The following is a 26,570-nucleotide window of genomic DNA, read 5'->3' on the forward strand; positions in this document are numbered from 1 at the left end:
CTGGGATAGGCGTGAACCGCGTGGCAAAAAGGGTGCTCGTTGTCGAGGACAACGAACTCAATCTGAAACTGTTCTGCGACCTGCTGCGCGCGCACGACTTCGCGGTCGAGCCGGTGCGCGACGGGCGCGATGCGGTCGCGTGTGCCAAGGCGTTCGAGCCCGACCTGGTGGTGATGGACATCCAGCTGCCCCACGTCAGCGGGTTCGAGCTGATCGGCCAGATGAAGCGCGATCCCCGGCTGCGCGCGATCCCGATCATGGCGGTAACCGCGTATGCCGGTCGCGACGACGAGGACCGCATCCGCGCGGCGGGCGCCAACGCCTATGTGTCGAAACCGATTTCGGTGATGCGCTTCATCGACGAAGTCCGCGCGCTGCTGCCAGACGCGGGCGGCGAGCGGCTTGCCTAGCAAGCCGCCGACTCGCCACGGCGGGCAGCGGTCCGGCGCAGCCGTTCCGTCTGACGGCGTGGCGGAGAAAATGACGCTGCCGAGCTCACTCTGACCTGCCCAATGCAAAAAAGCCGCCGGCATCACGCCCGCGGCTCCTGCATGCCCCCGTCAGGGGAGGCGTCGCGCAATCCGGGCGCTTGCGCGCCCCCGGGGATTACTTGATCTTGGCTTCCTTGAACTCGACATGCTTGCGCACGACGGGATCGTACTTGCGGAACGAGAACTTCTCGGTCTGCGTCCGCGGATTCTTCTTCGTCACGTAGAAGAAGCCGGTGTCGGCGGTGCTGACGAGCTTGATCTTGACGGTGGTTGGCTTGGCCATGCCCAAAACTCTCGATTCTGCTTGAAAACGATCAAGGCGGCACGCCCCGGCAAGGGCCGCCGCCATCTGGGGTGGGCGCATGCTGCATCCGGCCCGACTTGTCAACTCCAAGGCGCCCTGCGCGAAGCGTTGACGCGGTGTTAACCCTCGCGGGCGCACGCTCCCGTCCATGACATGACAGGGGCGAGGGGGACGCGGAATGGCGATGGCTTGGCAGGATGCGGGGAACATGGTCGTCGCCGACCTGTGCGCCCGAATCGACACGATGGACCGCCGCTGCGACCGCCTGAAGCCCGGCGAAATCGCCGATGAGCTCGAAGCGATCCGCCGCATCGCCAGCCGCCACGGCATCGGCCCCGCGGTCACCGTCGTCCACGCGCTCGACAGCGCGCTGGCACGCGGCGAGCGCGGCCCGCTGGTCCACGGCTGGCTGGCGATCCTGCGCGACGCGGTCGGCTGCGGCGTCAGCGATGCCGGCACGTGCGAGACCTTTGCCGCCGCCTGCACCGTCCGCCTGAACGGCTGATCGACCACTGGAAGCCCTCGTCCCCGCCTTCGTCGCGGCGCTGCTCGCCGGCGTCGGCGACCGTCCGGCGGCGTTCGCAGCCCTGCTGGGCGGCGCGCGCTGGCCGGCGATCGTCTTCGGTCACGCCGTCGCGCTGACCATCGCCGGAGTGGGCGGCGCGCTCGTCGCCCCGCTGCTCAGCCCCAATGCCAAAGCGTTCCTGCTCGCCCTCGCGCTGCTGTTCGTCGGCATCGCCGCGCTGTTCCCCGCGCGCGCACCGGGGTGGAGCCTGCGATTCGCACGCGGCGGTCCGGTAGCGGCGGCGCTCGGCACCTCTGCGCTCGCGCTCGGCGATCGCACCGCCTTCATCGCCTTCGCGCTGGCAGCCCGTGGGCCGAGCCCCGCGCTTGCGGTCGCAGGCGCGCTCGGCGGAGCGATCGTGGTGGCGGGCGCGGCGATGACGCGCCGCCTGCCGACTCGCGCGCTCAGTGTCGCGGGTGGCGTGCTGCTCGCCGCGACCGGGGCGGTCGTCGCGCTGGGTGCGCTGCGCCTGATCTAGCCGCTCGATCACCCTGATCGCGCCTTTGCGGGGGAGCCAATCGGCGTCAGCGTCGTTCCACCTGCGAACCGACCCCTTTTGCCGAGAGACCCATCATGGCCAATCCCAAGCCGCTTGCGACTCCGACCGACCTCAACCGCAACGATACGAAGACGGTCGCCGATGCTCTCAACAGCGCGTTGGCCGATTGCTACGCGCTGTATCTCAAGACCAAGAATTTCCACTGGCACGTCTCCGGCCCGCACTTCCGCGACTACCATCTGCTGCTCGACGATCAGGCCGCGCAGATCCTGGGCGTGACCGATGCGATTGCGGAGCGCGTGCGCAAGACCGGCAATCTGACGCTGCGCTCGATCGGCGACATCGCCCGCCGCCAGACCCTCACCGACAACGACGCCGAATTCGTCGGCCCCGCCGACATGCTGGCCGAACTGCGCGAGGACAATCTCAAGCTCGTCGAATCCTTCCGCACCGTAAAGGACGCCGCCGACGCTGCGAAGGACAACGCCACCAGCGGCATCGTCGACGAATGGACCGACCAGGCCGAGGAGCGCGCGTGGTTCCTGTTCGAGGCCAGCCGCAAGGGCTGATGCGTTCACGGCAGCAGGGTATCGATCCGGCGCTGGCGGAACCACGTCCGCCGCGCCATGTTGAGCGCCCATGCGCGCCTTCGCCGATCTGCTCGATGCCCTCATCTACACGCGGTCGCGCAATGCCAAGCTGAAGCTGATCGCCGATTACCTGGTCGCCACCCCCGATCCGGATCGCGGCTGGGCGATGGCGGCGTTGACCGGGGGGCTCGACCTGCCTGCCGTGAAGCCCGCCACGATCCGAGCGATGGTCGAGGCGCGGGTCGATCCGGTGCTCTATCGGATGAGCCGCGACTTCGTCGGCGATTCGGCGGAGACGATCGCGCTGATCTGGCCCGAGCCGGAAGGGGAGCGCGCCGCGGCGATCGCGCTCGACGAGTTGCGGCTGTCGGCGGTGGTCGACCGGCTGGCGTCGCTGACCAAGGCCGAGACGCCAGCCGTGCTCGCCGCGTTGCTCGACAGTCTCGCCGCCGACGAACGCTATGCGCTGCTGAAGCTTGCCACCGGCGGCTTGCGCGTCGGCGTCTCCGCTCGCCTTGCCAAGACCGCGCTGGCGCAGGCGTTCGCGCTCGACGTCGATGCGGTGGAGGAAATCTGGCACGGCATCGCGCCGCCTTATGCGACGCTGTTCGACTGGGCCGAGGGGCGGGGGGAGCAGCCGACCGCGGCGAACCTGCCGACCTTCCGCCCCTTCATGCTCGCCCATCCGCTGGAGGACGGCGCGGTCGACCTCGCCGACTATGCTGCCGAGTGGAAGTGGGACGGCATCCGCGTCCAGCTGGTCCATGTCGCGGGCGAGACGCGCCTGTACAGTCGCGCCGGCGACGACATCACCCACAGCTTCCCCGAGGTCGCCGCCGCCTTTCGCGTGCCCGGTGTCCTCGACGGCGAATTGCTCGTGCGCGGCGAGGCGCAAGGGGCGGGGCGCGACGACGCGACCGCCAGCTTCAACGCGCTGCAGCAGCGGCTGGGGCGCAAGTCGGTGTCGGCGAAGATGCTTGCCGACTATCCCGCCTTCGTCCGCCTCTACGACATATTGTTCGACGGCGCGGAGGATGTGCGCGCGCTGCCGTGGACCGAGCGCCGCGCCCGGCTGGAGGCGTTCGTGCCGCGGCTGCCCGCCGACGGCTTCGATATTTCCTCGCTGATCGACGCCAGCGACTTCGCGCATCTGGGCGACATCCGCGCCGGCAGCCGCGATGCCGCGATCGAGGGCGTGATGCTGAAGCGCCGCGATTCGGCCTATGTCACCGGACGCCGCGTCGGCCTGTGGTACAAATGGAAGCGCGATCCGCTGACCGCCGACTGCGTGATGATGTACGCCCAGCGCGGCAGCGGCAAACGCTCGTCATTCTACTCCGACTACACCTTCGGTTGCTGGACCGAGGACGGTCAGCTGCTCCCGGTCGGCAAGGCCTATTCGGGCTTCACCGATGAGGAATTGAAGGGCCTCGACCGCTTCGTCCGCAACCACACGCTCGCCCGCTTCGGACCGGTGCGGGAGGTCGAGAAGACGCTGGTGCTGGAGGTCGCATTCGATTCGATTCACGCCTCCAAACGCCATAAATCGGGCGTCGCCATGCGCTTCCCCCGCATCGCCCGCATCCGCACCGACAAGCCGGCAAGCGAAGCCGACACGATCGCGGCGCTGGAGCGGCTGATTACGTGATCTCGCCGCTGACCGTGGCGTCGATCATGATGATCGCATCCGGGTCGATCCATGCCGTCGTCAACGCCATCCTGAAGGGCGGGCGCGATCGCATGGCGGGGCGCGCCGTCATCGATGGGTCGAGTGCGATCCTGATGCTCCCCGCGATCGCCTTTGTGCCTCTGCCGCACGGCGCATGGGGCTGGCTGTTCGCGAGCGCGGCGATCCATGCCGTCTATCTCTTCGCGCTCGTCCGGGCATTCGACACCAGCGACTTTTCCGCCGCCTACCCGGTGCTGCGCGGGGTGGCGCCGCTGCTGACCGCCATCGTCGTGATCGGCCTGCTCGGGGAGCCCGCGACCGCGGGAGAAATAGCCGGGATTGCGCTGATCGGCGCTGCGATGTTCCTGCTGGTGGCGGGGCGGCACATCGGACGCGCAGGGCTGGGCTGGGCGCTGCTGACCGGGGCGATGATCGCCGCCTACACCGTGGTCGACGCGCACGGGGTGCGCGCGGCGCCGACGGCGGCGAGCTATATCGTCTGGGTGTTCGTCACGATGGGCGTGGTGGTGGTCGCGATGTTCGGACTGATCTCGCGCGGGCGGATCTTCGCCGCGGCGCGGACGCAGTGGAGGCCCGGCGTGGTCGCCGGGATGCTGTCAATCTGCACCTACGGTCTGGCGCTCAGCGCGTTCGCGATCGGACCGACCGCGATGCTCGCCGCGCTCCGCGAAACCGGCATGGTCACCGCGCTACTGATCGCGACCCTCGTCCTGAAGGAACGGGTGACGGTGGGGCGGGCGGCGGCGGTCGGCGGCGTGCTCGTCGGCGCGACCCTGATCCTGACGCATTAGACGGCAGGCACCAGCTTCACCTCGAACAGTGTCGGCCACAACTTGCCCGTGACGTACAGCTTCTTCGCCGCGGCATCCCAGGCGATGCCGTTCAGCACCGCATCGGGGTCGGTCGCGCGCACCTCGGCGGCGAGCGGGGAGGCGTCGATGATCTTGGTGACGTGACCATCGACGGGGTTGATCGCGACGATGAAATTAGTCTGCCAGACGTTGGCGAAAACCTCGCCGTCCACCGTTTCCAGCTCGTTCAACTGGTCGAGCGGGCGGCCCCGGACGGTCACAGTCACGCGACGCTTCTCCGCCAGCGTCTTGGGATCGAGGAAGCGCAGCGCCGGGCTGCCGTCCGACAGGATCAGCGCGTCGGGCGCGGTCGCCAGCCCCCAGCCCTCGCCCGGATAGCGCCGCGTGCCCCGGCCTTTCAGGGTCGCGCGGTCCCAGCGATAGGCGATACCGTCCTTCCAGGTCAGGCTGACGAGCGTGGAGTGCCACAGCGCCAGCCCCTCACCGAACTGCGTGGCAGCGATCGCCTTGCGCGCTTCGACCTTGCCGTCCAGCGTCACCCTCCGGATTTCGGATCGCCCCTCCTTGCCCGTACTTTCGTAGAAGCGGCCGTCGTGGATCAGCAGCCCTTGCGTGAAGGCTTGGCGGTCATGCGGATGCCGCGCCACGACCTGCAGCGTGTAGCGTTGGACGGGCGCATCGGCGGGAGCCGGCGCCGCCTGCGGCGAGGCGGCAGCGGCGGCGAGGGCGAACAGGACAAGGCGGAACATAAGCCGAGTGTATGCCAAACCGCAGCGCCGCGAAATGGCGGGCGATCCTGCCACGCGGACAGTTGGTTCCAGCGTGGAGGTTGCCGGCGCGCAGCCTCGAGCGGGGGCGGGCATATGTCGAGACACGACCGTCCCGCTCGCGGCATTCCAGCCCCGCCAACATCCGCGAGACGCCGGCAGCCCGGCCTTCTGCCGGGGTCCATCGCGCCGGCAGACCCCATCCAACAGTTCGATCGTGCGCCTTCCCCGCGGGCCTCGACACAAGGCCGACATGACGGAAAGCGGGTGCAACTCGGGGCAACAGCCCGTCCGCGGCATTGCCCCCTTCGCCCCAACGAAAACGGGCGGCGCCGTTGCCGGCACCGCCCGTCTTTCGCCTCCGCCCGATTGCCCGGGCGGCGCGGATTACTGCATCGGGGTCAGGTTGACCGCGGCATGCTTGCCGCGACGATCGACCTCGAGCTCGAACTCCAGGCGGTCGCCCTCGTTCAGCGTCGGCATGCCGGCACGCTCGACCGCCGAGATGTGAACGAACGCATCCGGCTGTCCGTCGTCGCGCTGGATGAAGCCGAAGCCCTTCATCGCGTTGAAGAACTTGACGGTGCCCGTCGCCTTTTCACCGGTCAGCTGGCGCTGGGGCCCGCCGCCGAAACCGCCGCCCGGGGCGCCGCGATCGCCGCGGTCCTCGCGCGGCGCACGGTCCTGGACCGGCATCGGCTCGCCTTCGATCTTCAGGTCGGTCGCCGAGATGCGGCCGCCACGATCGACGAGGGTGAAGCCGAGCGGCTGACCCTCGGCCAGACCGGTCAGGCCGGCCTGCTCGACCGCGCTGATGTGCACGAACACGTCCTCGCCGCCGTCATCGCGGACCACGAAGCCGAAGCCCTTCTGGCCGTTGAAGAACTTGACCACACCGGTGCCTTCGCCGACGACCTGCGGGGGCATGCCGCGACCGCCGCCGAAGCCGCCGCCACCACCGCCGCCGAAGCCGCCACCACCGCCGCCACCGCGGAACCCGCCGCCGCCGCCGCCGAAGCCGCCACGATCGCCGCCGCCGAAGCCGCCGCCACCATAACCACCGCCGCCGCCGCCGAAGCCGCCACGATCACCACCGCCGAAGCCGCCGCTGCCATAGCTGCTACCGCCGCCGAAGCCGCCGTCGTCGCCACCGAAACCGTCGCGCTTGTCGCGCCCGCGCCCACCGCGATCGCCGCGGCGTCCCTTGTCAAAACTCATAACCCTGTTCGTCTTCCCGGGTCGCCCGATATCGTATCAGACCGACGCGCCGGACGACGGACGCAGGTCTTCGCACGCACGTCTGCGTACTATGGAGTCGCACGTTAGCCGAAGAATCGCTGTGCCGCGAACGATTTCGACAGCAATGTGGCAGCCGGGCCGGCGATCCTTGCGCATCTGTGGCGCTTTCGGCACATCTTGGCGCATGGAGAACATCACCGCACTGCTTGCCGACCCCGCCGCCTGGGCGGCGCTCATCACTCTGATCGTGATGGAGGTGGTGCTGGGGATCGACAATCTGATCTTCATCTCGATCCTGTCGAACAAGCTGCCCGAGGGCCAGCGGCAGAAGGCGCGGCGCGTCGGCATCGCGCTGGCGCTGGTGATGCGCCTCGCGCTGCTGACGATGGTCGCGTGGATCGCCGGGCTGGTGGCGCCGGTGTTCGACCTCGGCTGGTCGGGCGCCCCCGGGCCGCACGGCGAGCCGTCGTTCGAAACCGCCTTTTCCTGGCGCGACCTGATCCTGATCGCAGGCGGGCTGTTCCTGGTGTGGAAGGCGACGCGCGAGATCCACCACAATGTCGATCACGACGCGAGCGACGAGACGGTCGACGGCGTGGTGGGCAAGGCGACGCTGAATTTCGGGTCGGCGATCGTCCAGATCCTGCTGCTCGACATGGTGTTCTCGATCGATTCGATCCTGACCGCGGTCGGCATGACCGAGCATGTCGAGATCATGTACGTCGCCGTCGTCGTCGCGGTGCTGGCGATGCTGCTGGCCGCCGATCCGCTGGCGAATTTCATCAACAGGAACCCGACCGTGGTGATGCTGGCGCTGGGATTCCTGCTGATGATCGGCGCGGTGCTGATCGCCGACGGCTTCGGGGTGCATGTGCCCAAGGGCTATATCTATACCGCGATGGCGTTTTCGGCGGGGGTCGAGATGCTCAACATCTTCGCGCGCCGCCGGCGGGAGAGGCGGGCGGGGTCGGCCTGAGGTCAGGGAGCGGCGACGTGGCAAAGCCACGTCGTCGGACACGCTGATGCGTGCCGGCCGGCGCGGCAAATTGTGTCCGCCGCTTATTTGCTGCGGCAGTCGCCTGCGTTGTTGAGCGTTCAGCACCTACCGCCTATGTGCCGCGCATGACCGTTCATCTCCACGAAGAAGACATCCCCGCCGGCCTGTTCGCGCCCGGCGCGTCGATCGCCGTCGATACCGAGACGATGGGCCTGCTGACCCCGCGCGACCGGCTGTGCGTCGTCCAGCTGTCGGACGGCGGACCCGACGAGCATCTGGTGCGCTTCGGCCCCGACAGCGACTATGCGGCGCCCAATCTGCGCGCGCTGCTCGCCGACCGTGATCGGCTGAAGCTCTATCATTTCGGTCGCTTCGATCTCGCCGCGATCCAGTTCTACCTCGAGGTCGATGCCTCGCCCTGCTATTGCACGAAGATCGCGTCGCGGCTGGTGCGGACCTACACCGATCGCCACGGGCTGAAGGAGCTGGTGCGCGAACTGCTCGGACAGGAACTGTCGAAGGCGCAGCAGTCGTCCGACTGGGGCGCGCCCGAGCTGACCGACGCGCAGAAGGAATATGCCGCCTCCGACGTCCGCTATCTCCACCGCATGAAGGTCGAGCTCGATCGCCGGCTCGAGCGTGAGGGGCGCACCGATCTCGCGCAGGCGTGCTTCGACTTCCTGCCGCACCGCGCCGCGCTCGATATCGAGGGTTGGCCCGAAACCGACATCTTCGCGCACGCCTGATGAGCGACGTCGCCCGCGCCATCCGTACCGAACGCCAGATCTGGGCCGCGCCGGGCAGCAGCCACGACCGGCTGGTCGCGATCCTGCAAGTCGGGTTGCCGATGGCGATCGGCGTGCTGGCGGCGTTCCTCGTGATGGCGCCGCTGTTCGCGGGCGGCGACGTGTCGTTCGTGCTCGACAAGAACAAGGTCGATGTCGCGGGCGAGCGCATGAAGATCGAGACGGCACGCTACCAGGGCGCCGACGACAAGGGCCGCGCGTTTCAGCTGACCGCGGGCAGCGCAGTGCAGAAAAGCTCCGCCGAGCCGATCGTGCGGATGAATGCGCTCGCCGCCGAGCTCGAAATGGCCGACGGCCCCGCACAGCTGAAGGCCGACAGCGGGCGCTACGACATGACCAGCGAGCGTGTCGCGATCGACGGGCCGATCCGCTTCACCGGCCCCAACAATTACGTGCTCGGCACCCGCGACGCGACCGTCGACCTGAAGACGCGCAAGCTTGCCAGCGGTGGCGCGGTCGCGGGATCGACGCCGATGGGCACGTTCAGCGGCGACCGGCTGACCGCCGACCTCGAACAGCGCACCGTGGCCTTGCGCGGAAATGCCCGCTTGCGGATCGTGCCCGGTCGCGCGAAGAGGGCGCCATGATCCGCCGCATCGTTCCCTTGCTAGTGGTCGTCGCGGCTTCGGCGGCCAGCCCGGCGGTCGCGCAGACGCGCCACAATTCCGCCGCCCCGATCGATTTCAGCGCTGGCTATATCGAACTGCAGGACAAGGCGAATCGCGCGATCCTGTCGGGCAACGTCAATGTCCGACAGGCGGAAATGACGCTGACCGCGGCGCGGATGACGGTCAACTACACCGGCCAGGTGGTCGACGGATCGCCGCAGGTGTCGCGCATGGACGCATCGGGCGGCGTCACCGTGACCCGCCCCGACCAGCGCGCGCGGTCGCAATATGCCGTGTACGACCTCAACCGCCGCATCATCACGATGCTGGGCGGGGTCAGCCTGGTGCAGGGCAGCAACACCGTGAACGGCGGGCGGCTGACCATCAACCTCGACACCGGGCGCGCGACCATCGACGGGTCCGCGGCGGGCGGCACCGTGAAGGCGCCCGACGGCACCGTCACCCGCTCCGGCGGACGGGTGACCGGGCGCTTCTCGGTCCCCGAACGCCGGCAGTAATCGCGGGTCAGGGCAGGACCGGCTTGAAGTCGTCCTGCTTCAGATATTTCGCGTAATCGGTCAGCGCGCCCAGCGCCTTCGGATCGCGCAGCAGTTCCTCCATCGCGACCTTGCCCAGCGCCTCGCCCGCGATCTTGAACCCGCGGTCGCCGCCCGTCTTGAACACCGGGCGCGACTGGTCGGCGCAGTCGCGCACCAGCAGCCGGGTGAACAGCGTCGCCATGTCCTTGTCATAGGTCGGCTTCTTGCCGGCATTGACCGACACCGCATCCGCCAGCTGCGGCCCCGACGCCATCGCCGTCACCATCCACCGCGCGACGACCAGCCGGTCCTCGCCCGTCGTCTTCAGCACCATGCAATTGCCGAGCGCGGCGGCCGCGGCATCGCCCGCCGGAGCCGCCTGCGGCGCGGGCGCGGCGCCCATCGACAGGGCGGCGATGCCTATCACCGCAACCGAACGAATCATCGTGTCTCTCCCCCGTTTGACGGCGCGCAGGGTGGACAGGCGCGGCGCGCGGCACAAGCCTTGCCGACCATCCGGTGCCCTGCCGCCGGTCGCGCGGTGCGTGCATCACGTCCTTTGGGGCTTCCCGGACTCGCGCCGATCATGCATGAATCCTGCCAGATGCCGGCGCGGTAGGGCTTCGGTAACCATCTCGTGCGAACGGATTTGACGAATGACCGACGTCGCCACCCTCGATGCTCCCGTACAGGCACCCACGCCGCGTGCGCCGGCGGACACCACCGACGGACTGTCGGTCGTCTCGATCGCGAAGGCGTACGACAAGCGGGTCGTGCTCTCCGACGTATCGCTGACGGTCGGCCACGGAGAGGTCATCGGCTTGCTCGGCCCCAACGGCGCGGGCAAGACGACGTGCTTCTATTCGGTGATGGGGCTGGTGAAGCCCGATTCGGGCCGCATCATGCTCGACGGCGACGACATCACCGGTCTGCCGATGTATCGCCGCGCGATCCTGGGGCTGGGCTATTTGCCGCAGGAAACCTCGATCTTCCGCGGCCTGTCGGTCGAGAAGAACATCCTGGCCGTCCTGGAACTGAGTGAGCCCGAGAAGGATGCCCGCCAGGCGAAGCTCGACACGCTGCTCGACGAATTCGGCCTGACGCGGCTGCGCGATGCACCGGCGATGGCGCTGTCGGGGGGCGAGCGCCGCCGCGCGGAAATCGCCCGCGCGCTGGCCGCCGATCCCAAGATCATGCTGCTCGACGAGCCGTTCGCGGGCATCGATCCGATCTCGATCAGCGACATTCGTGATCTGGTGAAGACGCTGAAGACGCGCGGGATCGGCGTGCTCATCACTGACCACAATGTTCGCGAGACGCTCGACATCGTCGACCGCGCCTACATCATCTACGACGGTCGCGTGCTGTTCACCGGCAGCCCCGAAGCACTGGTCGCCGACGAGAACGTCCGCCGGCTGTACCTGGGCGAGGGCTTCTCGCTCTAGCGCGTATGTCTCGACCGCCCCTCCATCCGTTCGTTTCGAGCGTAGTCGAGAAACGGATCTTGGCACCCTCCAGGCGTTTCTGGACCACGCTCGAAACGAACGGGGTTCGGAAGGACGCAGCATGAGCCTCGCGCCCCGCCTCGACCTGCGCCAGTCGCAATCGCTGGTGATGACCCCGCAGTTGCAGCAGGCGATCCGCCTGCTCGCGCTGTCGAACCTCGAGATCGAGGGGTTCATCGCCGAAGAGATCGAGAAGAACCCGCTGCTGGAAGGCGGCCCGACCGAGGCCACCGATACGCCCGAGCCGGTGGCGGTCGACAGCGACCTGCCCGACGCGGCGAGCGGCGACGGGGAGGGGGCGCTCGACATCGACGCCGCAGCCGCCTTTGCCGAGGATAGCCCCAGCGACGGCATCGGCGGCCTCGACGGCGGGCTCGGCATGGGCGGCGCGTCGGGCGGTGCGGCGCCGGAGGACGGTCCCGACTTCGACAGCTTCGCCAATCCCGATATCAGCCTGGCCGACCATCTGCTCGCGCAGGCGGGCGAAACCGTCGCCAGCGCCGACATCTTCATCGCCGCGCATCTGATCGACCAGATCGACGAGGCCGGATATCTGACCGCGCCGCTGCTGGACGTCGCCAATCGGCTGGGCGTTGCGCTGGTGCGGGTGGAGGGGGTGCTCGCCCAGATCCAGACCTTCGACCCGACCGGCGTCGGTGCGCGCGACCTGGCCGAATGCCTCGCGCTCCAGGCGAAGGATGCCGATCGCTACGACCCGTGCATGGCGGCGCTGATCGACCATCTCGACCTGCTCGCCCGCGGCGAACTGGGGCGGCTGAAGCGCATCTGCCGCGTCGACGACGAGGACATGGCCGACATGATCCGCGAGCTGCGCGCCTATGATCCCAAGCCCGGCTGCCGCTACGGCGGAGAGGCGGTGGCGAGTGTTGTCCCCGACCTGTTCGTCGCGGCCCGCGGCGACGGCTGGGCGATCGAGATCAATTCGGCGACGCTGCCCCGCGTGCTGGTCAACCGCAGCTATTACGCCGAACTGTCGAGCGCGCACGGCGGCGACAAGGCGTCAAAGGCGTGGCTCGGCGACTGCCTCGCCAGCGCCAACTGGTTGGTGAAGGCGCTCGACCAGCGTCAGCGCACGATCATCAAGGTCGCGAGCGAGATCGTGAAGCAGCAGGACGGATTCTTCCGCCACGGCGTCGCCCACCTCCGCCCGCTGACGCTGGCGCGCGTCGCCGAGGCGATCGGGATGCACGAATCGACCGTCAGCCGCGTCACCAGCAACAAGTATCTGAGCTGTGCGCGCGGCGTGTTCGAGCTGAAATATTTCTTCACCAGCGCGATTCAGGCGGCGGACGGCGGCGATGCGGTGTCGGCGGAAGCCGTGAAGGCCGCGATACGCACGCTGATCGGCGGCGAGTCGCCCAAGGCGATCCTGAGCGACGACACTCTGGTCGACCTGCTCCAGGAAAAGGGCTTCGACATCGCCCGGCGCACCGTCGCCAAGTACCGCGAATCGCTCGGCATCGGCAGTTCGGTACAACGCCGCCGGCAAAAAACTCTCGCCGGCGCCGGCTGAGCCGGGAACCTTTTCCTTTTTTACAATTTCGCAATCTGAAACCGGTTACCCCCGGCCCATGAGTGCTAGCTATTCGATCGACGTCGATGTCGCGCGGAGCATCGTGCGGATCACCATGAGCGGGTTCTTCGGTCCCGACGATATCGGCGGTTTCCTGGCCCGGCGAAAGTCCGTGCACGCGCGGCTGACGTGTGAGCCCAACATGCATTGCACCATCACCGACACGCGCGAGATGAAGATCCAGTCGCAGGACATCGTCGCCATGTTCCAGGACATGCTGGCCGATCCCGCCTATCGCTCGCGCAAGCTGGCGTTCGTCACCGCGCCGACGCTGGCCCGTCCGCAGCTGCTGCGCGCGATCGGGTCGCGCGGGGCGCGCGTGTTCGACAACCACGCCGATGCAGAGGCGTGGGTGCTGGCCGCGACCGTCGGCGACGCCGCCGCAGCGTGAGCGCACTGGTCCGCATCACCGCCGATCCTGTCACCGCGCTGGTCGAGATCACGCTCGCGGGTTTCCTCCAGCCCGCCGACTTCGACGAGTTCCGCCGCCTGCGCGCCGTCGCCCAGCGCGCGATCGGCACCGTCCCGCACCGCACGCTCGCCGACCTGTCGGGCCTGTCGATCCAGTCGCAGGCGATGGTCGATGCCTTTGCCGCGCGCCTGCGTCATCCGCCGTTCCGCGCCCCCCGGCTGGCGTTCGTCACCGCGCCGGGGCTGGTCCGCCAGCAGCTCCAGCGCGCGATCGCCCAGCGCGGCGTCCGCATGTTCGATACCGTGGCGGACGCGCGCCGGTGGCTGCTTTCGGATGACGCGGCACTCGCCGCCTAATCGTCCTCGTCCTCGAATCCGACGAGATCGAGCGCCCGCGCCTTGATCTGGCGCATCGCGCACCAGTGGACCAGCGCGTCCTCGCGCCCGTGCGTCACCCAGACCTCGCGCGGGGATAGTTCGCGGATCGTGGTCGTCAGCTCGTCCCAGTCGGCGTGGTCCGACAGGATGATCGGCAGTTCGACCCCGCGCTGCACCGCGCGCTGGCGCACCGTCATCCACCCGCTGGCCATCGCCGTGATCGGGTCGGGCAAGCGGCGTGACCAGCGATCGGCGAGCGCGCCGGGCGGGGCGATCACGACGCGGCCCTGCATCTCGGCCTTGCTCGCCTCGGTCGCGGGGCGCAGTTCGCCCAGATCGACGCCGTGATCGACGTACAGGTCGCACAGCCGCTGCAATGCGCCGTGCAGATAGATCGGATCGTCGAACCCCATCACGCGCAGCTCGCGGATCACCCGCTGCGCCTTGCCTAGCGCATAGGCGCCGACCAGCACGCACCGCGTCGGATTGGCGCGCAGCGCGGCGAGCAGCTTGTCCATCTCGTCATGCGTCTCGGGATGGCGAAACACGGGTAGGCCAAACGTCGCCTCGGTCACGAATACGTCGCACTTCACCGGCTCGAACCGCGCGCACGTGGGATCCTCGCGGCGCTTATAGTCGCCCGACACGACGATCCGTTCGCCGCGATGGTCGAGCACGATCTGCGCCGATCCAAGCACATGGCCGGCCGGCACGAAGCTGACCTCGATTTCTCCGCCCGGGCCCTCCAGCGTCAGCGATTCGCCATACGCCACGGGCCGCCCGTTCTGCGTGCCATAGCGCACGTCCATGATCGCGAGCGTCTCGGGCGTCGCCCACACCTTGTCATGGCCGCCGCGCGCGTGGTCGGCATGACCATGCGTCACCAGCGCACGCGACACCGGGCGCGACGGGTCGATCCACGCATCGACTGCGGGCAGATAGATACCGTGCGGGTGCGGCTCCACCCAGTCGCCGAGGCGTGGCATCCACCCTATATGGGCGGGATGCGCGAAGGTTCCACGGGCTCATCGCGCGGCCAAGCGGGCCACGGGGGTGACGGTATCGTTTCAAACGTCGACTGACGGGAAGCGCCCCAATTGCGGACGTCCAATACCTGCTGCTATTCGATCAGTAGGGGGCAGTCTCAAAGCGGGGGAACGCTGATGTTGTCGCAACTCGGCGGTTTGGCGGGAATAGCTTACTGCCTTTTTCTCACCTTGTTCCGATGGCCTGTCCTGACTGCAAGATATGGTGTTCTCAGCCTTTACTGGTGGGTGCTGGCTGTCACGATCGCAGGGTCCCTTTTTGGATTTGTGACTGATATTGCAATCTGGGCTATCCGATACGCGTTCTGGCTAGCGTCGGCTTTGTAGTGCGCGTGCGCCGGAACGACATGCGCTTTCCACCCAATAACCGCCATCACAGCAGAGCCTGCGGATTGAGCAGCGGCCAGTCAGCAGTCTGACAGTGGCAATGAACGCTGGGAAAGCTCTACTATCGCTGGATTGCTGCGTCGCTAGTCACCATATCCCGGCACATTGACCGACGCGCCCGCCCTTCCAGATGTCCTCACCGACTGGTTCGCCACGCGTGGCTGGTCGCCGCGGCGGCATCAGCTGGAGATGCTCGATGCCGGGCTGGCGGGCGAGCACGCGCTGCTCGTCGCCCCGACAGGCGCGGGCAAGACGCTGTCGGGGTTCCTGCCGACGCTGGTCGACCTGATCGCGCGACCGCACGCCGGGCTCCACACGCTCTACGTCTCGCCGCTGAAGGCGCTGGCGGTCGATGTGCAGCGCAACCTGATGACCCCGATCGAGCAGATGGGCCTGTCGATCACCGTCGAGGCGCGGAGCGGCGACACGCCCTCCGACCGCAAGGCACGCCAGCGCGCGCGGCCGCCCAATATCCTGCTGACCACGCCCGAATCGCTCAGCTTGTTGTTGAGCTACCCGGAAAGCGAAACGCTGTTCGCGGGGCTGAAGACGATCGTCATCGACGAGGTCCACGCCTTTGCCACCGGCAAGCGCGGCGATCTGCTCGCGCTGGCGCTCGCGCGGTTGCAGCGGATCAACCCGGACCTGCGCCGCGTCGCGCTGTCGGCGACGGTCGCCGATCCCGACGGCTACCGCGCGTGGCTGTCGCCCTTTGGTGACATCGACGCGGTGCGGCTGGTGCGCGGCGAGAAGGGTGCCGACCCCGACGTCGCGATCCTGTTGCCGCAGGGGCGGGTGCCGTGGTCGGGCCATTCCGGACGCTACGCCGCGCCGCAGGTGATGGCGGAGATCGAGACGCACCGCACCACGCTCGTATTCTGCAACACCCGCAGCCTCGCCGAACTTATCTTCCAGGATCTGTGGAAGGAGAACCGCCTCGCGCTGCCGATCGGTATCCACCACGGCAGCCTGTCGAAGGAGGCACGGCGCAAGGTCGAGCAAGCCATGGCCGACGGCAAGCTGCGCGCGTTGGTCGCCACCGCCAGCCTCGATCTGGGCGTCGACTGGGGCGACGTCGACTGCGTGATCCAGATGGGCGCACCCAAGGGATCGAGCCGCATGCTCCAGCGCATCGGCCGCGCGAACCACCGGCTGGACGAGGCGTCGGAAGCGGTGATCGTCCCCGGCAACCGCTTCGAATATCTGGAGGCGCAGGCGGCGCTCGATGCGGTCGAAGCGGGGGAACTCGACCCCGACATCTTCCGCCCCGGCAGCCTCGACGTGCTGGCGCAGCACATCATGGCGCTCGCCTGCGCGGCGCCGTTCACCGCCGAGGCGCTGCTGGACGAAGTGCGCGCCGCGCTCCCCTATTCGGCGCTGACCGCGGAGACGTTCGACCGCGTCCTGAACTTCATCGCCGACGGCGGCTATGCTCTGCGCGCCTACGACAAGTTCAAGCGGCTGACGCAAGGGGGCGACGGCCTCTGGCGGGTCAGCCACCCGAAATTCATCGGCCAGCACCGCCTGAACGCCGGGATCATCGTCGATGCCATTACGCTTGACGTGCGCTTCAAGAACGGGCGCAAGCTCGGCACGGTCGAAGAGGGGTTTGCGTCCACCCTCACCCCCGGCGATACCTTCTTCTTCTCGGGGTTGAGCCTTGAGGTCGAGCGGATGGACACGTCCGACCTGATCGTCCGCGCCACCACGCGGCCCGCGCGCATTCCTACCTATGTCGGCACGCGAATGGCGCTGTCCACCAACCTCGCCCACCGCGTCCGCAGCTTCCTGTTCGATCGCAGCCAGTGGCGGCGCTTCCCGGCGGACGTTCGCGAATGGCTGGAGGTTCAGGATCGCCGCTCCGTGCTCCCCGCGCCCGACCAGTTGCTGGTCGAGACGTTCGAGCGCGAGGGGCGGCATTACATGGTCGCCTATAGTTTCGAGGGGTGGAACGCGCACCAGTCGCTCGGTATGCTCATCACCCGGCGGATGGAAGCGCTGGGGCTGAAGCCGATCGGCTTCGTGTCGAACGACTATGCGCTCGCGGTCTATGGCCTGGAGCCGATCGACGACCCGCAGGCGTTGTTCTCGCCCGACATCCTCGAACATGAATTCGTCGAGTGGGTGCAGGGCTCGGCGCTCCTGAAGCGCGCGTTCCGCGAGGTCGCGGTGATCGGCGGCCTGGTCGAGCGCCAGCATCCCGGCAAGCGCAAGACCGGACGGCAGGTCACCTTTTCCACCGACCTGATCTATGACGTGCTGCGCCGCTACGAACCCGGCCATCTGCTGCTCCAAGCTGCGTGGGATGACGCCCGCGCGCGAATGACCGACGTCGGGCGGCTCGCCGACCTGCTCGACCGGGCGCAGGATACGATGGTGCACGCACGCCTCGACCGGATCAGCCCGCTCGCCGTGCCGGTGCTGGTCTTGATCGGGCGCGAAAGCGTCGCGCAGTCGGGCGCGGACGACGTGCTGCTGGCCGAGGCCGAGCTGCTGGCGGCAGAGGCGATGCAGCCCGATTGATCGCGCTTGCGCGACGGGCGGTAGAGGCATAGCCTCCATGCCATGATGTCGGGGGTGTATCCGTCCCTGCTCGCTTTGGCCCTGATGATCCCGGGGGCTGCCGCCGTGCCGCAGGACGCACCGCCTGCACCGCCCGCGCCCCCCGCCGACGAAGCCAGCGTGGCGATGACCGAGGTCGCCGAACGCATGACCGTGCCGGTGCGCATCGCCGATGCCGGTCCGTATCGGTTCGTCATCGACACCGGATCGGAACGCACCGTGATCTCGCGCCAGCTCGCCCACCGGCTCGGCCTGCCCGCGGGGCGCGACGTGACGGTGGTGGCGATGAGCGGATCGACGCGGGAGGCGACCGTGATGATCCCGTCGCTGCGCCTGTCGAGCGTGCCCAGCATCGGCGTCATCCAGGCGCCGGCGCTGGATGCCGGGCATCTGGGCGGCATGGGGCTGCTCGGCATCGACACGCTGCAGGCCCACCGGATCACGATCGATTTCGATACCGGCACGATGGCGGTCGCGCCGTCGGTCAAGCGCCGGCAGACCGAGCCCAACCGCGGCGACGAGGTCGTGGTGCGCGCGAAGAGCCTGTTCGGCCAGCTGATCGTCACCGACGCCGACGTCGATGGCCGCGCCGTGCGCGTCGTGCTCGATACCGGGTCGCCGATCAGCGTCGGCAACGTCGCGCTGCAGAAGCTGATGCGCCGCTATACCAGCCGGTTCGAACCGCTGACGATGACCAGCGCGACCGGCGGCATCGTCCAGACCCAATATGCCCACGCCGGGCGCCTGCGCGTCGGCGGCATCGCGTTCCAGGACATGCCGATCGCCTTTGCCGACGTACCGCCCTTCCATCGCTTCGGGCTGGAGAAGCGGCCGGCGATGCTGCTCGGCATGAACGCGCTGAAGATGTTCCGCCGCGTCCAGATCGATTTCCCCAACCGCGAAGTCCGCTTCCTCCTGCCGCGCAACGTCGATCGCAGCCGCGCCTGCCAGACCAGCATCAACGGCGCGTGCATGGGCTGACGCGGCGCACGGGGCGACTGGCTTCCCCGCCCGCACGATCGCGGCTAGCGTGGGCGCGACGATAGGGGGAACTGGCGATGAAGATGGGTGTGCTGGGCGCGGTTGCGGCGCTTGCGGTGTCGGTGTCTCCCGCGGCGGCGCAGGACCGGCCCGACCAGAAGGCGTTCTTTGGCCTGTACAAGGAACTGGTCGAGACCAACACCGTCGTGAACGTCGGCAGTTGTACGAAGGCCGCGGCACAGATCGCGACGCGGATGAAGGCGGCCGGCTTCGCCGATGCCGAGCTGACGTCCTTCGCCGTGCCCGAACACCCCGAGGACGGCGGCCTGGTCGTCGTCATGGCCGGCAGCGACGCGCGCGCGAAGCCGATGCTGCTGCTCGGCCACATCGACGTCGTCGCCGCCAAGCGCGAGGACTGGGCGCGCGATCCGTTCAAGCTGGTCGAGGAGGGCGGCTATTATTATGGCCGCGGCACTATCGACGACAAGGCGCAGTCGGCGATCTGGGCTGATACGCTGATCCGGCTGCGCCAGTCGGGCTTCAAGCCCCGGCGCACGATCAAGCTGGCGCTGACCTGTGGTGAGGAAACCACCTTCGCCTTCAACGGCGCCGAGTGGCTGGCGAAAAACAAGCCCGACCTGATCGCCGCCGAATTCGCCTTCAACGAGGGCGGCGGCGGGCGGCTGGACGAGAGCGGAAAGCGCCAGATCCTGTCGCTCCAGGTCGGTGAAAAGGCCGCGCAGAACTATACCTTCGTCGCGACCAACCCCGGCGGCCACAGCTCGCAACCGGTGCCCGACAATGCCATCTACGAGCTGATGGACGCGGTCGAGAAGGTGCGTGGCTACAGCTTCCCGGTGAAGTTCAACGATACCACGCGCGTGTTCTTCACGAAGATGGCGGGGACGGTGCCCGCGGCAACCGGCGACGCGATGCGGCGCCTGCTCGCCGACCCGACCGACGCCGCCGCCGCAGCGATCGTCAGCCGGGACAAGGCGGCGAACTCGACGCTGCGCACCACCTGCGTCGCCACGCTGCTGGCGGCGGGCCATGCCGAAAACGCACTGCCTCAGCGCGCCACCGCCAACGTCAACTGCCGCATCTTCCCCGGCGAAAGCGTCGACCAGACACTCGCCAAGCTTCAGGAACTCGCCGGGCCCAAGGTGAAGGTGACCGCCAACCAGCCGGTCCGCCCGACCGGACTGCCGGTGCCGCTCGACCCGAAGATCGTGAAGCCGATCGAGACGCTGGCCGCCAAGCATTTCCCGGGCATCCCCGTCCTCCCGACGATGTCGACCGGCGCCACCGACGGCATCTTCCTCGAGGCGATCGGCATCCCGGTGTACGGCGTGCCCGGCACCTTCGTCGACCCGAACATGAGCGGCGTCCACGGCCTGAACGAGCGCATCCTGGTGAAGTCGCTGTACGACAGCCGCGACTATCTGTTTGACCTGGTGAAGCTGTTCGCCACCGCGAAGTAGCGCGCGCGTCGTGCTCCCGCGCAGGCGGGAGTCCAGGGTTACGAAGTGCGACGCCCGCCGCCCTGGACTCCCGCCTGCGCGGGAGGACCGGTGCGATTAGGATCAGCTAGTACCGCCCCGGCGAAGGCCGGGGCCCAGGTGCGGGACAGCGGCGACGTGCGGCGCGCCCGATTACCCTTCCGCTTAACTGGACCCCGGCCTTCGGCGGGGAGGATGCTTGTTGAAAAGCGCTCCAGGTCGAATTCGTGCGTTCACCTGAGCCCGAGCACAGAGCACGCGGCGCGGACGCCGAGCGAATCCACCTCCGCAGCATCCCTACGCCATAACCCGTTGATCTGCGGACTCTGTCGCGTCATAGCGCGGCCATGGTTCCGTTTTCGTTCGCAGGCCACGACCTCGCCGCGCTCCGTGAAGGGGCGCTGTACTGGCCGGCGCGGCGCGCGTTGCTGGTGGCGGACCTGCATTTCGAGAAAGCGAGCTGGTTCGCGCGGCTCGGCCAGCATTTGCCGCCCTATGATTCGATAGCGACCCTTGATGCGCTCACCGCCCTCGTCCACCGCTGCGCACCCGAGGAAATCTGGTGCCTGGGGGACAGTTTCCACGATTCGAAGGGCTGCGAACGCTTGCCCGACCGTGCGCAGGCGATGCTGCGCGCGCTGACGTCGGCGACGCGCTGGACGTGGATCACCGGCAACCACGACGCGCATTTCGTCGATCATTGCGGCGGCACGATCGTCGACGAAGTGGTGGTCGACGGCCTGGTGCTGCGCCACGAAGCCGACCGCCAAGATCCGCGGCCCGAGCTGTCCGGCCACTTCCACCCGAAGCTGCGCGTGCGCGTGCGCGGCAAGCAGGTCGCGCGCCGCTGCTTCGTCGCCACGGCGACCAAGCTGATCCTGCCCGCCTTCGGCTCGCTGACCGGTGGGCTCGACGCCGGCCATCCGGAAATCGTTCGGGCGGTCGGCGGGCAGGGTGCCGCAGAAGCGCTGATCGCGCTCGACGATCGGCTGTTGCGGTTTCCGCTCGCGGCCTGACCCCGCGCCACAGCGCCGCCATGATTGGCCGTCAGACCAGCGACTTCGACCGGTTTTCGAAGGGGGTTTCGCTTGCGTTCACGCTACCCGGGCATCGCGCTTGCCACGATCCTGACCCTCGCCGCTGCGGCCCCCGCCCACGCCGATGAGTTGCAGGCGCAAATCGTCGCCGGCGCTCGCGCCACGCGCGCCGACGCCTATGCCTTCCGGCGCACGCTGACGATCGAGCGCACCGGCGCCGCGCGCAAGACCATCGTCGAAAGCTACGACCCGCGCCGTCCCGCCGGCCGGCAATGGCTGCTCGCCAGCATCGACGGACGCGCGCCGACCGCGAAGGAAGCCGCCGACGCCGCCAAGGCGAAGCGCGGGTCCACGCCCTCCTACGGCGAACTCGCCAAATGGATCGGCGCGCCCGCGACCCGCAGCGACGCGGGCGCCGGCTATGTCGCCTATCGCTACGCCAGCCTGCCCAAGGGGACGATCAAGCTCGGCTCGCACGATGCCTCAGCCGACACGCGCGCGGAGGTGCTGGTGAACGTGCAGGGCAAGGCGCCGTTCGTCGAACGCATCCGCTTCACCTCGACCAAGGGCTTCCGCATGATGCTGGTCGCCGCGGTCAAGGCGATGACCGTCACCGCCCGCTACCGCGCGATCGCCGACGGCCAGTTCGTGCCGGAGGGCTCGGCGAGCGAGCTCACCGGATCGATGATGGGCAAGGACGGCCACATGCGCACGACCGTCGCCTATTCCGATATGCAGAAGGTGCGCTGAGCGCCCGCGCACGGGGTGCGTCGACCGGCGCACCCCGGCGCCCGCATTAGCCGCCGACGACCTGCTCGATCACGCCGAAGATCGGGTGGTGCCGGTCGTCCTCTGCCCAGATTCGCACCGTGTCGCCCGCCTTCAGGAACGGTGTCGTCGCCGCGCCGCCGGTGATCGTTTCGACGGTGCGCAACTCGGCCAGGCACGAATAGCCGACACCGCCGTCGGCGATCGGCTTGCCGGGACCGCCGCCGGCGTCACGGTTCGATACCGTACCTGACCCGATGATCGTGCCAGCACCCAGCGCGCGGGTCTTGGCGGCGTGGGCGATCAGCGTGCCGAAGTCGAAGGTCATGTCCTCGCCAGCCTCGGCCCGACCGAACGGCTGGCCGTTCAGGTCGACCATCAGCTTGCGGTTGAGCTTGCCGTCCCGCCACCAGTCGCCGAGCGCGTCGGGGGTAACGAACACAGGGGAAAAGGCGCTCGCCGGCTTCGACTGGAAGAAGCCGAAGCCCTTGGCCAGCTCGCCCGGGATCAGGTTGCGCAAGCTCACGTCGTTGGTCAGCCCGACCAGCAGGATCGCCTCCAGCGCCTGCTCGCGCGTCGCGCCCAGCGGCACGTCGCCGGTCACCACCACCACCTCGGCCTCCAGGTCGCAGCCCCACGCCTCGTCGGCAAGCGGGATCGGATCGCGCGCACCCAGGAAGCCGTCCGACCCGCCCTGATACATCAGCGGGTCGTGCCAGAACGTCTCGGGCATCTCGGCGCTGCGCGCCTGACGGACGAGGGCGACGTGGTTCACATAGGCCGATCCGTCCGCCCACTGGTATGCGCGCGGCAGCGGGGCAGCGGCGTCGTGCTCGTGGAACCGCTCGCGCGGGATCACCTCGTGGTCGAGGTCGGTCTGGAGGTTCCGAAGATCGGGCAGCAGCCGGTCCCAGTCGTCCAGCGCCGCCTGCAACGTCGGGGCGATGTGGCTGGCATCGGCATACCAGGCCAGATCGGTCGAGACGACGACGAGTTTGCCATCGCGGCCATGCTTCAGGCTCGCCAATTTCATCTGCATCTTCTCCCCAGGGTCATGCGTTCCATGCCGCCCGTTATTGACTTGGGCAAGCACGTGTTGGACCTGAGCGGCATGGCATTGAGATTCCTCGACCACGGCGGCGCAATGGGGCGGATGATCCGCGACCACGACTGGTCGGCGACCCCGCTCGGGCCGATCGAGGGATGGCCGGCGACGCTGCGCACGATGCTGGGCGTGTGTCTCGCCTCCAGCCTGCCGACGTGCATCTATTGGGGGCCCGAGCTGCGGCTCCTCTACAACGACGCCTGGGCGCCGATCCCGGGCGAGCGGCATCCCGCCTGCCTGGGTCAGCCTGCGGCGGAGGTCTGGTACGATATCTGGGACGTCGTCGGCCCGCAGTTCGCCGACGTGCTGGCGAGCGGCGACGGCCACGCCAGCTACGACCAGCGCATGGCGTTCGTGCGGGGCGGCGTCACCACCGAATCCTACTGGAACTACAGCTTCACGCCGATCCGCGACGAATCGGGCGATGCCGTCGGCGTCTTCAACCAGGGCAACGAAACCACCCGCGTCGTGATGGCGGAGCGCGCGCAGGCAGCCGAGATCGACCGGCTGCGCGACATGTTCGATCAGGCGCCCTTCGCTTTCGCGCTGCTGCAGGGGCCGGATTTCGTGATCGGACAGGCGAACGACCTGTACCGCGATCTGGTAGGCGCGCGTGACATCATTGGGCGCCGCGTCGTCGATGCGCTGCCCGAGGTCGAGAAACAGGGCTTCATCGACCTGCTCCGTACCGTGTACGACACCGGCAGGGCCTACCGTGCCGATGGTGCCGAAATTACGTTGAACCGGCTGGACGACGGCGCCAGCGACACCCGCTACCTCGATTTCGTCTATCAACCGATCCGCGATGCGGGTGGCGCGGTCACCGCGATCCTGGCGCTGATCCGCGATGTGACCGACCGCGCGCAGGCCGAACGCGCACTGCGCGAAAGCGAGGAGCGGCTGTCGCTCGCGCTCGATTCCTCGCTCGGCATCGGCACATGGGACTGGGACGTGACGCACGACCGCGTCACCGCCGACGCGCGCTTCGCCGCGCTGTACCGCGTTGATCCCGCGATCGCCGCGGCGGGGGCGCCGGTCGCGACCTTCTTCGCGGGCATCCATCCCGACGACCATCCGCGGGTGCGCGCCGCGATCGACGCGACGCTGGCGACGGGCGTGCCCTTCGCGGAGGAATATCGCCTGGTCCGCCCGGGCAAGCCGCCGATCTGGGTGACCGCGCAGGGCCGCGCCCGCTTCGACGAAACCGGCGTGGCCGTGCGCTTCCCCGGCATCACCTTCGACATTACCAAGCGCCACGAGGCGGAGGAAGCCGCGCGCGTCGCCGCCACCGACCTGCAGATCGCGACCGAGACCCAGTCGTTCATCTTCCGCTTGGCCGAACGCATGCGCTCCCTCGATTCGCCGGCGGCGATCCTGCGGCTGACGACCAGCACGCTCGGGCGGCGGCTGGCCTGCGACCGGGTCGGCTTCTACCGCCTGCTGTCGGACGACATCGCGCAGTTCCTGTACTGCTGGCACAGCGACCGCCTGCCGCCGCTCACGGGGACGTTGCCGCTCGCCGAATTCGGCCCGGCGAACCTGACGCGCTATCACGCGGGCGAGACTTTGGCCTTTCCCGACTACAGCCGCGACGCCACGTTGCGCGGTACCCGCATCGGGCAATTGTCGGGCGCCGGGGTCGGCGTGCCGCTACACCGCGGCGGGCATTGGGCGGCGTGCCTGTTCGTCAACAACGCCACGCCGCGTCCGTGGAGCGCCGACGAGATCGCGTTGATCGAGGCGGTGGCGGAAGTGACGTGGGACGCCGTCGAGCGCGCCAATGCGGTCACCGCGCTGCGCGAAAGCGAGGAAAAATTCCGCGCCATCGCCAACTCGATCGACCAGATGGTGTGGTCGACCCAGCCCGACGGCTTCCACGACTATTACAACGAACGCTGGTACGAATATACCGGCGTCCCCCACGGATCGACCGACGGCACCGGGTGGAACGACATGTTCCATCCCGACGACCAGGAACGCGCATGGGCGCTGTGGCGCCAGTGCCTCGACACGGGTGAGCCGTACCGCATCGAATATCGCCTGCGCCACAACAGCGGCCAGTATCGCTGGGTGTTGGGCAGCGCGCAGCCGGTGCGCGACGACCAGGGGCGGATCACGCGGTGGTTCGGCACCTGCACCGACATCCAGGAAATCGTCGAGGCGCGCGACGTGCTCACCCGGTCACGGGCCGAGCTGGAGGCCGCGATCGACGAACGCACGCAGCAGCTGATGGTCGCCGAGGAACAGCTGCGCCAGGCGCAGAAGATGGAGGCGCTGGGCCAGCTGACCGGCGGCATCGCGCATGATTTCAACAACATGCTGGCAGTCGTCATCGGCGCGCTCGACCTGCTGGAGCGCCGCATCGCCGCCGGTCGCACCGACGTCGCCCGCTATGTCGAGGCGGCGAAGGACGGTGCCAACCGCGCCGCGCAGCTGACCCAGCGCCTGCTCGGCTTCTCGCGCCAGACTGCCCTTGCCCCCGCGGTCATCGACGCGAACGAAATGGTGTGCGGGATGACCGACCTGCTCGGTCGCACCATCGGCGAATCGATCGCGATCGAGACGCAACTCGAGCCTGCGCTGTGGCTGGCGATCGTCGACCGCAGCCAGCTGGAGAATGCGATCGTCAACCTGGCGGTCAACGCGCGCGACGCGATGCCGCGCGGTGGCCGCCTGACCGTGACGACCAGCAACTGCTCGCTGGCGCAGGAGGATGCCCGCCCCCGCGGCGTCGCGCCCGGCGACTATGTCTCGCTCGCGGTCGCCGATACCGGGTCTGGGATGGTGGCAGAGGTCGCGGAAAAGGCGTTCGACCCGTTCTTCACGACCAAGGACGTCGGCAAGGGCACCGGCCTCGGCCTCAGCCAGGTGTTCGGGTTCGTGCGCCAGTCGGGCGGGCACGTCACGATCGAGACCGCGCCGGGGGAGGGGACGACGGTCACCATGCTGCTGCCGCGCGACAGCAGCGGCCACGCCCCGTCGCCCAGCCCGGTGGTCGCCAGCATCGAGCATCGCGGCCGACCCGATGAAGTCGTGCTGGTCGTTGAGGACGAGGACCGTGTCCGCAATTTCTCGGTCGAGGCGCTGCGCGAGCTTGGCTACGGCGTCATCCACGCCAACGACGGGCCCGACGCGCTGGCCATGATCGACGCGGGCCAGCGGATCAGCCTGCTGTTCACCGACGTCGTCATGCCGGGGATGACCGGGCGCGAGCTGGCCGACGCCGCGCGCGAACGCGTGCCGGGGCTGCGCGTCCTCTACACCAGCGGCTACACCCGCGATGCGGTGGAACGCGGCGGGGCCGACGGGCTCGACCTGGTGCGCAAGCCCTTCGACGTGCGGACGCTGGCTGCACGGATACGCTCCGCGCTCGACGTCTGACGCCATCGC

26 protein-coding genes are annotated in these 26,570 nt (G+C 68.5%); 20 read left to right on the top strand and 6 right to left on the bottom strand.

Annotated elements, in window-relative coordinates; translation table 11 throughout:
* Positions 1–20 precede the first annotated feature (20 nt).
* Entirely contained in the window at positions 21–410 is a 390-nt protein-coding gene (locus tag M9980_RS00730) for a response regulator (RefSeq protein WP_250755008.1), read from the top strand.
* 196 nt (positions 411–606) lie between these two features.
* On the opposite strand, the gene rpmG is transcribed toward M9980_RS00730, so the two are convergent.
* The gene (gene rpmG / locus M9980_RS00735; protein WP_025560997.1) at positions 607–774 is read right to left on the bottom strand and encodes a 50S ribosomal protein L33; all 168 of its coding nucleotides are present in this window, start codon (positions 772–774) and stop codon (positions 607–609) included.
* A gap of 199 nt (positions 775–973) precedes the next feature.
* Between rpmG and M9980_RS00740 the strand changes: the two genes are divergently transcribed.
* The 5 genes from M9980_RS00740 to M9980_RS00760 all read left to right on the top strand — a co-directional run bounded on the left by M9980_RS00740 (position 974) and on the right by M9980_RS00760 (position 4,930).
* Positions 974–1,300: a hypothetical protein gene (locus M9980_RS00740; protein ID WP_250752362.1), complete on the top strand. Its 327-nt coding sequence runs from the start codon at positions 974–976 to the stop codon at positions 1,298–1,300.
* Positions 1,301–1,448: 148 nt separating this feature from the next.
* On the top strand, positions 1,449–1,838 hold the full coding sequence (locus tag M9980_RS00745) for a TMEM165/GDT1 family protein (protein WP_250752364.1): 390 nt from the start codon (positions 1,449–1,451) through the stop codon (positions 1,836–1,838).
* A gap of 95 nt (positions 1,839–1,933) precedes the next feature.
* Complete coding sequence (locus tag M9980_RS00750) at positions 1,934–2,428, top strand: Dps family protein (RefSeq protein WP_250752367.1); 495 nt, start codon at positions 1,934–1,936, stop codon at positions 2,426–2,428.
* 70 nt (positions 2,429–2,498) lie between these two features.
* A complete protein-coding gene (locus tag M9980_RS00755; RefSeq protein WP_250752370.1) occupies positions 2,499–4,097 on the top strand; it encodes a cisplatin damage response ATP-dependent DNA ligase in 1,599 nt (532 codons plus the stop codon).
* Between the two features lie 26 nt (positions 4,098–4,123).
* Positions 4,124–4,930, top strand: a complete 807-nt coding sequence (locus tag M9980_RS00760; protein WP_250752373.1) for an EamA family transporter — start codon at positions 4,124–4,126, stop codon at positions 4,928–4,930.
* Here the strand turns inward: M9980_RS00760 and M9980_RS00765 are convergent.
* Together M9980_RS00765 and M9980_RS14255 are read right to left on the bottom strand one after the other, a co-directional pair.
* On the bottom strand, positions 4,927–5,700 hold the full coding sequence (locus tag M9980_RS00765) for a glutaminyl-peptide cyclotransferase (RefSeq protein WP_250752375.1): 774 nt from the start codon (positions 5,698–5,700) through the stop codon (positions 4,927–4,929). The genes M9980_RS00760 and M9980_RS00765 overlap by 4 nt on opposite strands.
* Positions 5,701–6,105: 405 nt before the next feature.
* Positions 6,106–6,936 (bottom strand): cold-shock protein, encoded by an 831-nt coding sequence (locus M9980_RS14255; RefSeq protein ID WP_277998305.1) that lies wholly within the window; start codon positions 6,934–6,936, stop codon positions 6,106–6,108.
* Positions 6,937–7,141: 205 nt separating this feature from the next.
* Between M9980_RS14255 and M9980_RS00780 the strand changes: the two genes are divergently transcribed.
* The 4 genes from M9980_RS00780 to M9980_RS00795 all read left to right on the top strand — a co-directional run bounded on the left by M9980_RS00780 (position 7,142) and on the right by M9980_RS00795 (position 9,886).
* Positions 7,142–7,933 (top strand): TerC family protein, encoded by a 792-nt coding sequence (locus tag M9980_RS00780; protein ID WP_250752377.1) that lies wholly within the window; start codon positions 7,142–7,144, stop codon positions 7,931–7,933.
* A gap of 146 nt (positions 7,934–8,079) precedes the next feature.
* Complete coding sequence (locus M9980_RS00785; protein WP_250752378.1) at positions 8,080–8,700, top strand: ribonuclease D; 621 nt, start codon at positions 8,080–8,082, stop codon at positions 8,698–8,700.
* Entirely contained in the window at positions 8,700–9,347 is a 648-nt protein-coding gene (gene lptC, locus M9980_RS00790; protein WP_250752379.1) for an LPS export ABC transporter periplasmic protein LptC, read from the top strand. The genes M9980_RS00785 and lptC overlap by 1 nt, the downstream gene beginning before the upstream one ends.
* Complete coding sequence (locus M9980_RS00795; RefSeq protein WP_250752380.1) at positions 9,344–9,886, top strand: LptA/OstA family protein; 543 nt, start codon at positions 9,344–9,346, stop codon at positions 9,884–9,886. Before lptC ends, M9980_RS00795 begins: the two co-directional genes overlap by 4 nt.
* Before the next feature lie 7 nt (positions 9,887–9,893).
* On the opposite strand, the gene M9980_RS00800 is transcribed toward M9980_RS00795, so the two are convergent.
* Positions 9,894–10,352 carry a hypothetical protein gene (locus M9980_RS00800; RefSeq protein ID WP_250752381.1) on the bottom strand — a complete coding sequence of 153 codons (459 nt, stop codon included), beginning with the start codon at positions 10,350–10,352 and terminating at the stop codon, positions 9,894–9,896.
* A gap of 211 nt (positions 10,353–10,563) precedes the next feature.
* Here M9980_RS00800 and lptB point away from each other — a divergent pair, with 211 nt between their 5' ends.
* From lptB to M9980_RS00820, 4 genes are all read left to right on the top strand, one after another.
* A complete protein-coding gene (lptB, locus tag M9980_RS00805; protein ID WP_250752382.1) occupies positions 10,564–11,352 on the top strand; it encodes an LPS export ABC transporter ATP-binding protein in 789 nt (262 codons plus the stop codon).
* Positions 11,353–11,473: 121 nt separating this feature from the next.
* Positions 11,474–12,946, top strand: coding sequence for an RNA polymerase factor sigma-54 (gene rpoN, locus M9980_RS00810; RefSeq protein ID WP_250752383.1), 1,473 nt, complete (start codon positions 11,474–11,476; stop codon positions 12,944–12,946).
* A gap of 58 nt (positions 12,947–13,004) precedes the next feature.
* Positions 13,005–13,397 carry a hypothetical protein gene (locus M9980_RS00815; RefSeq protein WP_250752384.1) on the top strand — a complete coding sequence of 131 codons (393 nt, stop codon included), beginning with the start codon at positions 13,005–13,007 and terminating at the stop codon, positions 13,395–13,397.
* Positions 13,394–13,774, top strand: a complete 381-nt coding sequence (locus M9980_RS00820) for an STAS/SEC14 domain-containing protein (RefSeq protein ID WP_250752385.1) — start codon at positions 13,394–13,396, stop codon at positions 13,772–13,774. The genes M9980_RS00815 and M9980_RS00820 overlap by 4 nt, the downstream gene beginning before the upstream one ends.
* Here the strand turns inward: M9980_RS00820 and M9980_RS00825 are convergent.
* Positions 13,771–14,781, bottom strand: a complete 1,011-nt coding sequence (locus tag M9980_RS00825; RefSeq protein ID WP_250752387.1) for a ligase-associated DNA damage response exonuclease — start codon at positions 14,779–14,781, stop codon at positions 13,771–13,773. The two genes, M9980_RS00820 and M9980_RS00825, sit on opposite strands and share 4 nt — an antisense overlap.
* Before the next feature lie 636 nt (positions 14,782–15,417).
* Between M9980_RS00825 and M9980_RS00830 the strand changes: the two genes are divergently transcribed.
* The 5 genes from M9980_RS00830 (at position 15,418) to M9980_RS00850 (ending at position 22,057) form a co-directional block, all read left to right on the top strand.
* The gene (locus tag M9980_RS00830) at positions 15,418–17,751 is read left to right on the top strand and encodes a ligase-associated DNA damage response DEXH box helicase (protein ID WP_250755010.1); all 2,334 of its coding nucleotides are present in this window, start codon (positions 15,418–15,420) and stop codon (positions 17,749–17,751) included.
* Between the two features lie 42 nt (positions 17,752–17,793).
* A complete protein-coding gene (locus M9980_RS00835) occupies positions 17,794–18,771 on the top strand; it encodes a retropepsin-like aspartic protease (protein WP_250752388.1) in 978 nt (325 codons plus the stop codon).
* A 77-nt stretch (positions 18,772–18,848) separates the two neighbouring features.
* A complete protein-coding gene (locus M9980_RS00840) occupies positions 18,849–20,252 on the top strand; it encodes a M20/M25/M40 family metallo-hydrolase (RefSeq protein WP_250752389.1) in 1,404 nt (467 codons plus the stop codon).
* Between the two features lie 365 nt (positions 20,253–20,617).
* Positions 20,618–21,286, top strand: a complete 669-nt coding sequence (gene pdeM / locus M9980_RS00845; protein ID WP_250752390.1) for a ligase-associated DNA damage response endonuclease PdeM — start codon at positions 20,618–20,620, stop codon at positions 21,284–21,286.
* 72 nt (positions 21,287–21,358) lie between these two features.
* Positions 21,359–22,057: a hypothetical protein gene (locus tag M9980_RS00850; protein ID WP_250752391.1), complete on the top strand. Its 699-nt coding sequence runs from the start codon at positions 21,359–21,361 to the stop codon at positions 22,055–22,057.
* A 46-nt stretch (positions 22,058–22,103) separates the two neighbouring features.
* Here M9980_RS00850 and M9980_RS00855 read toward each other — a convergent pair whose 3' ends face one another.
* Positions 22,104–23,108, bottom strand: a complete 1,005-nt coding sequence (locus M9980_RS00855) for a fumarylacetoacetate hydrolase family protein (protein WP_250755011.1) — start codon at positions 23,106–23,108, stop codon at positions 22,104–22,106.
* Between the two features lie 78 nt (positions 23,109–23,186).
* On the opposite strand from M9980_RS00855, the gene M9980_RS00860 reads away from it, so the two are divergent.
* Entirely contained in the window at positions 23,187–26,561 is a 3,375-nt protein-coding gene (locus M9980_RS00860; protein WP_250752392.1) for a PAS domain-containing protein, read from the top strand.
* Positions 26,562–26,570: the final 9 nt, after the last annotated feature.

The sequence above is a fragment of the Sphingomonas donggukensis genome, assembly GCF_023674425.1.
Taxonomy (GTDB): Bacteria; Pseudomonadota; Alphaproteobacteria; order Sphingomonadales; family Sphingomonadaceae; genus Sphingomonas; species Sphingomonas donggukensis.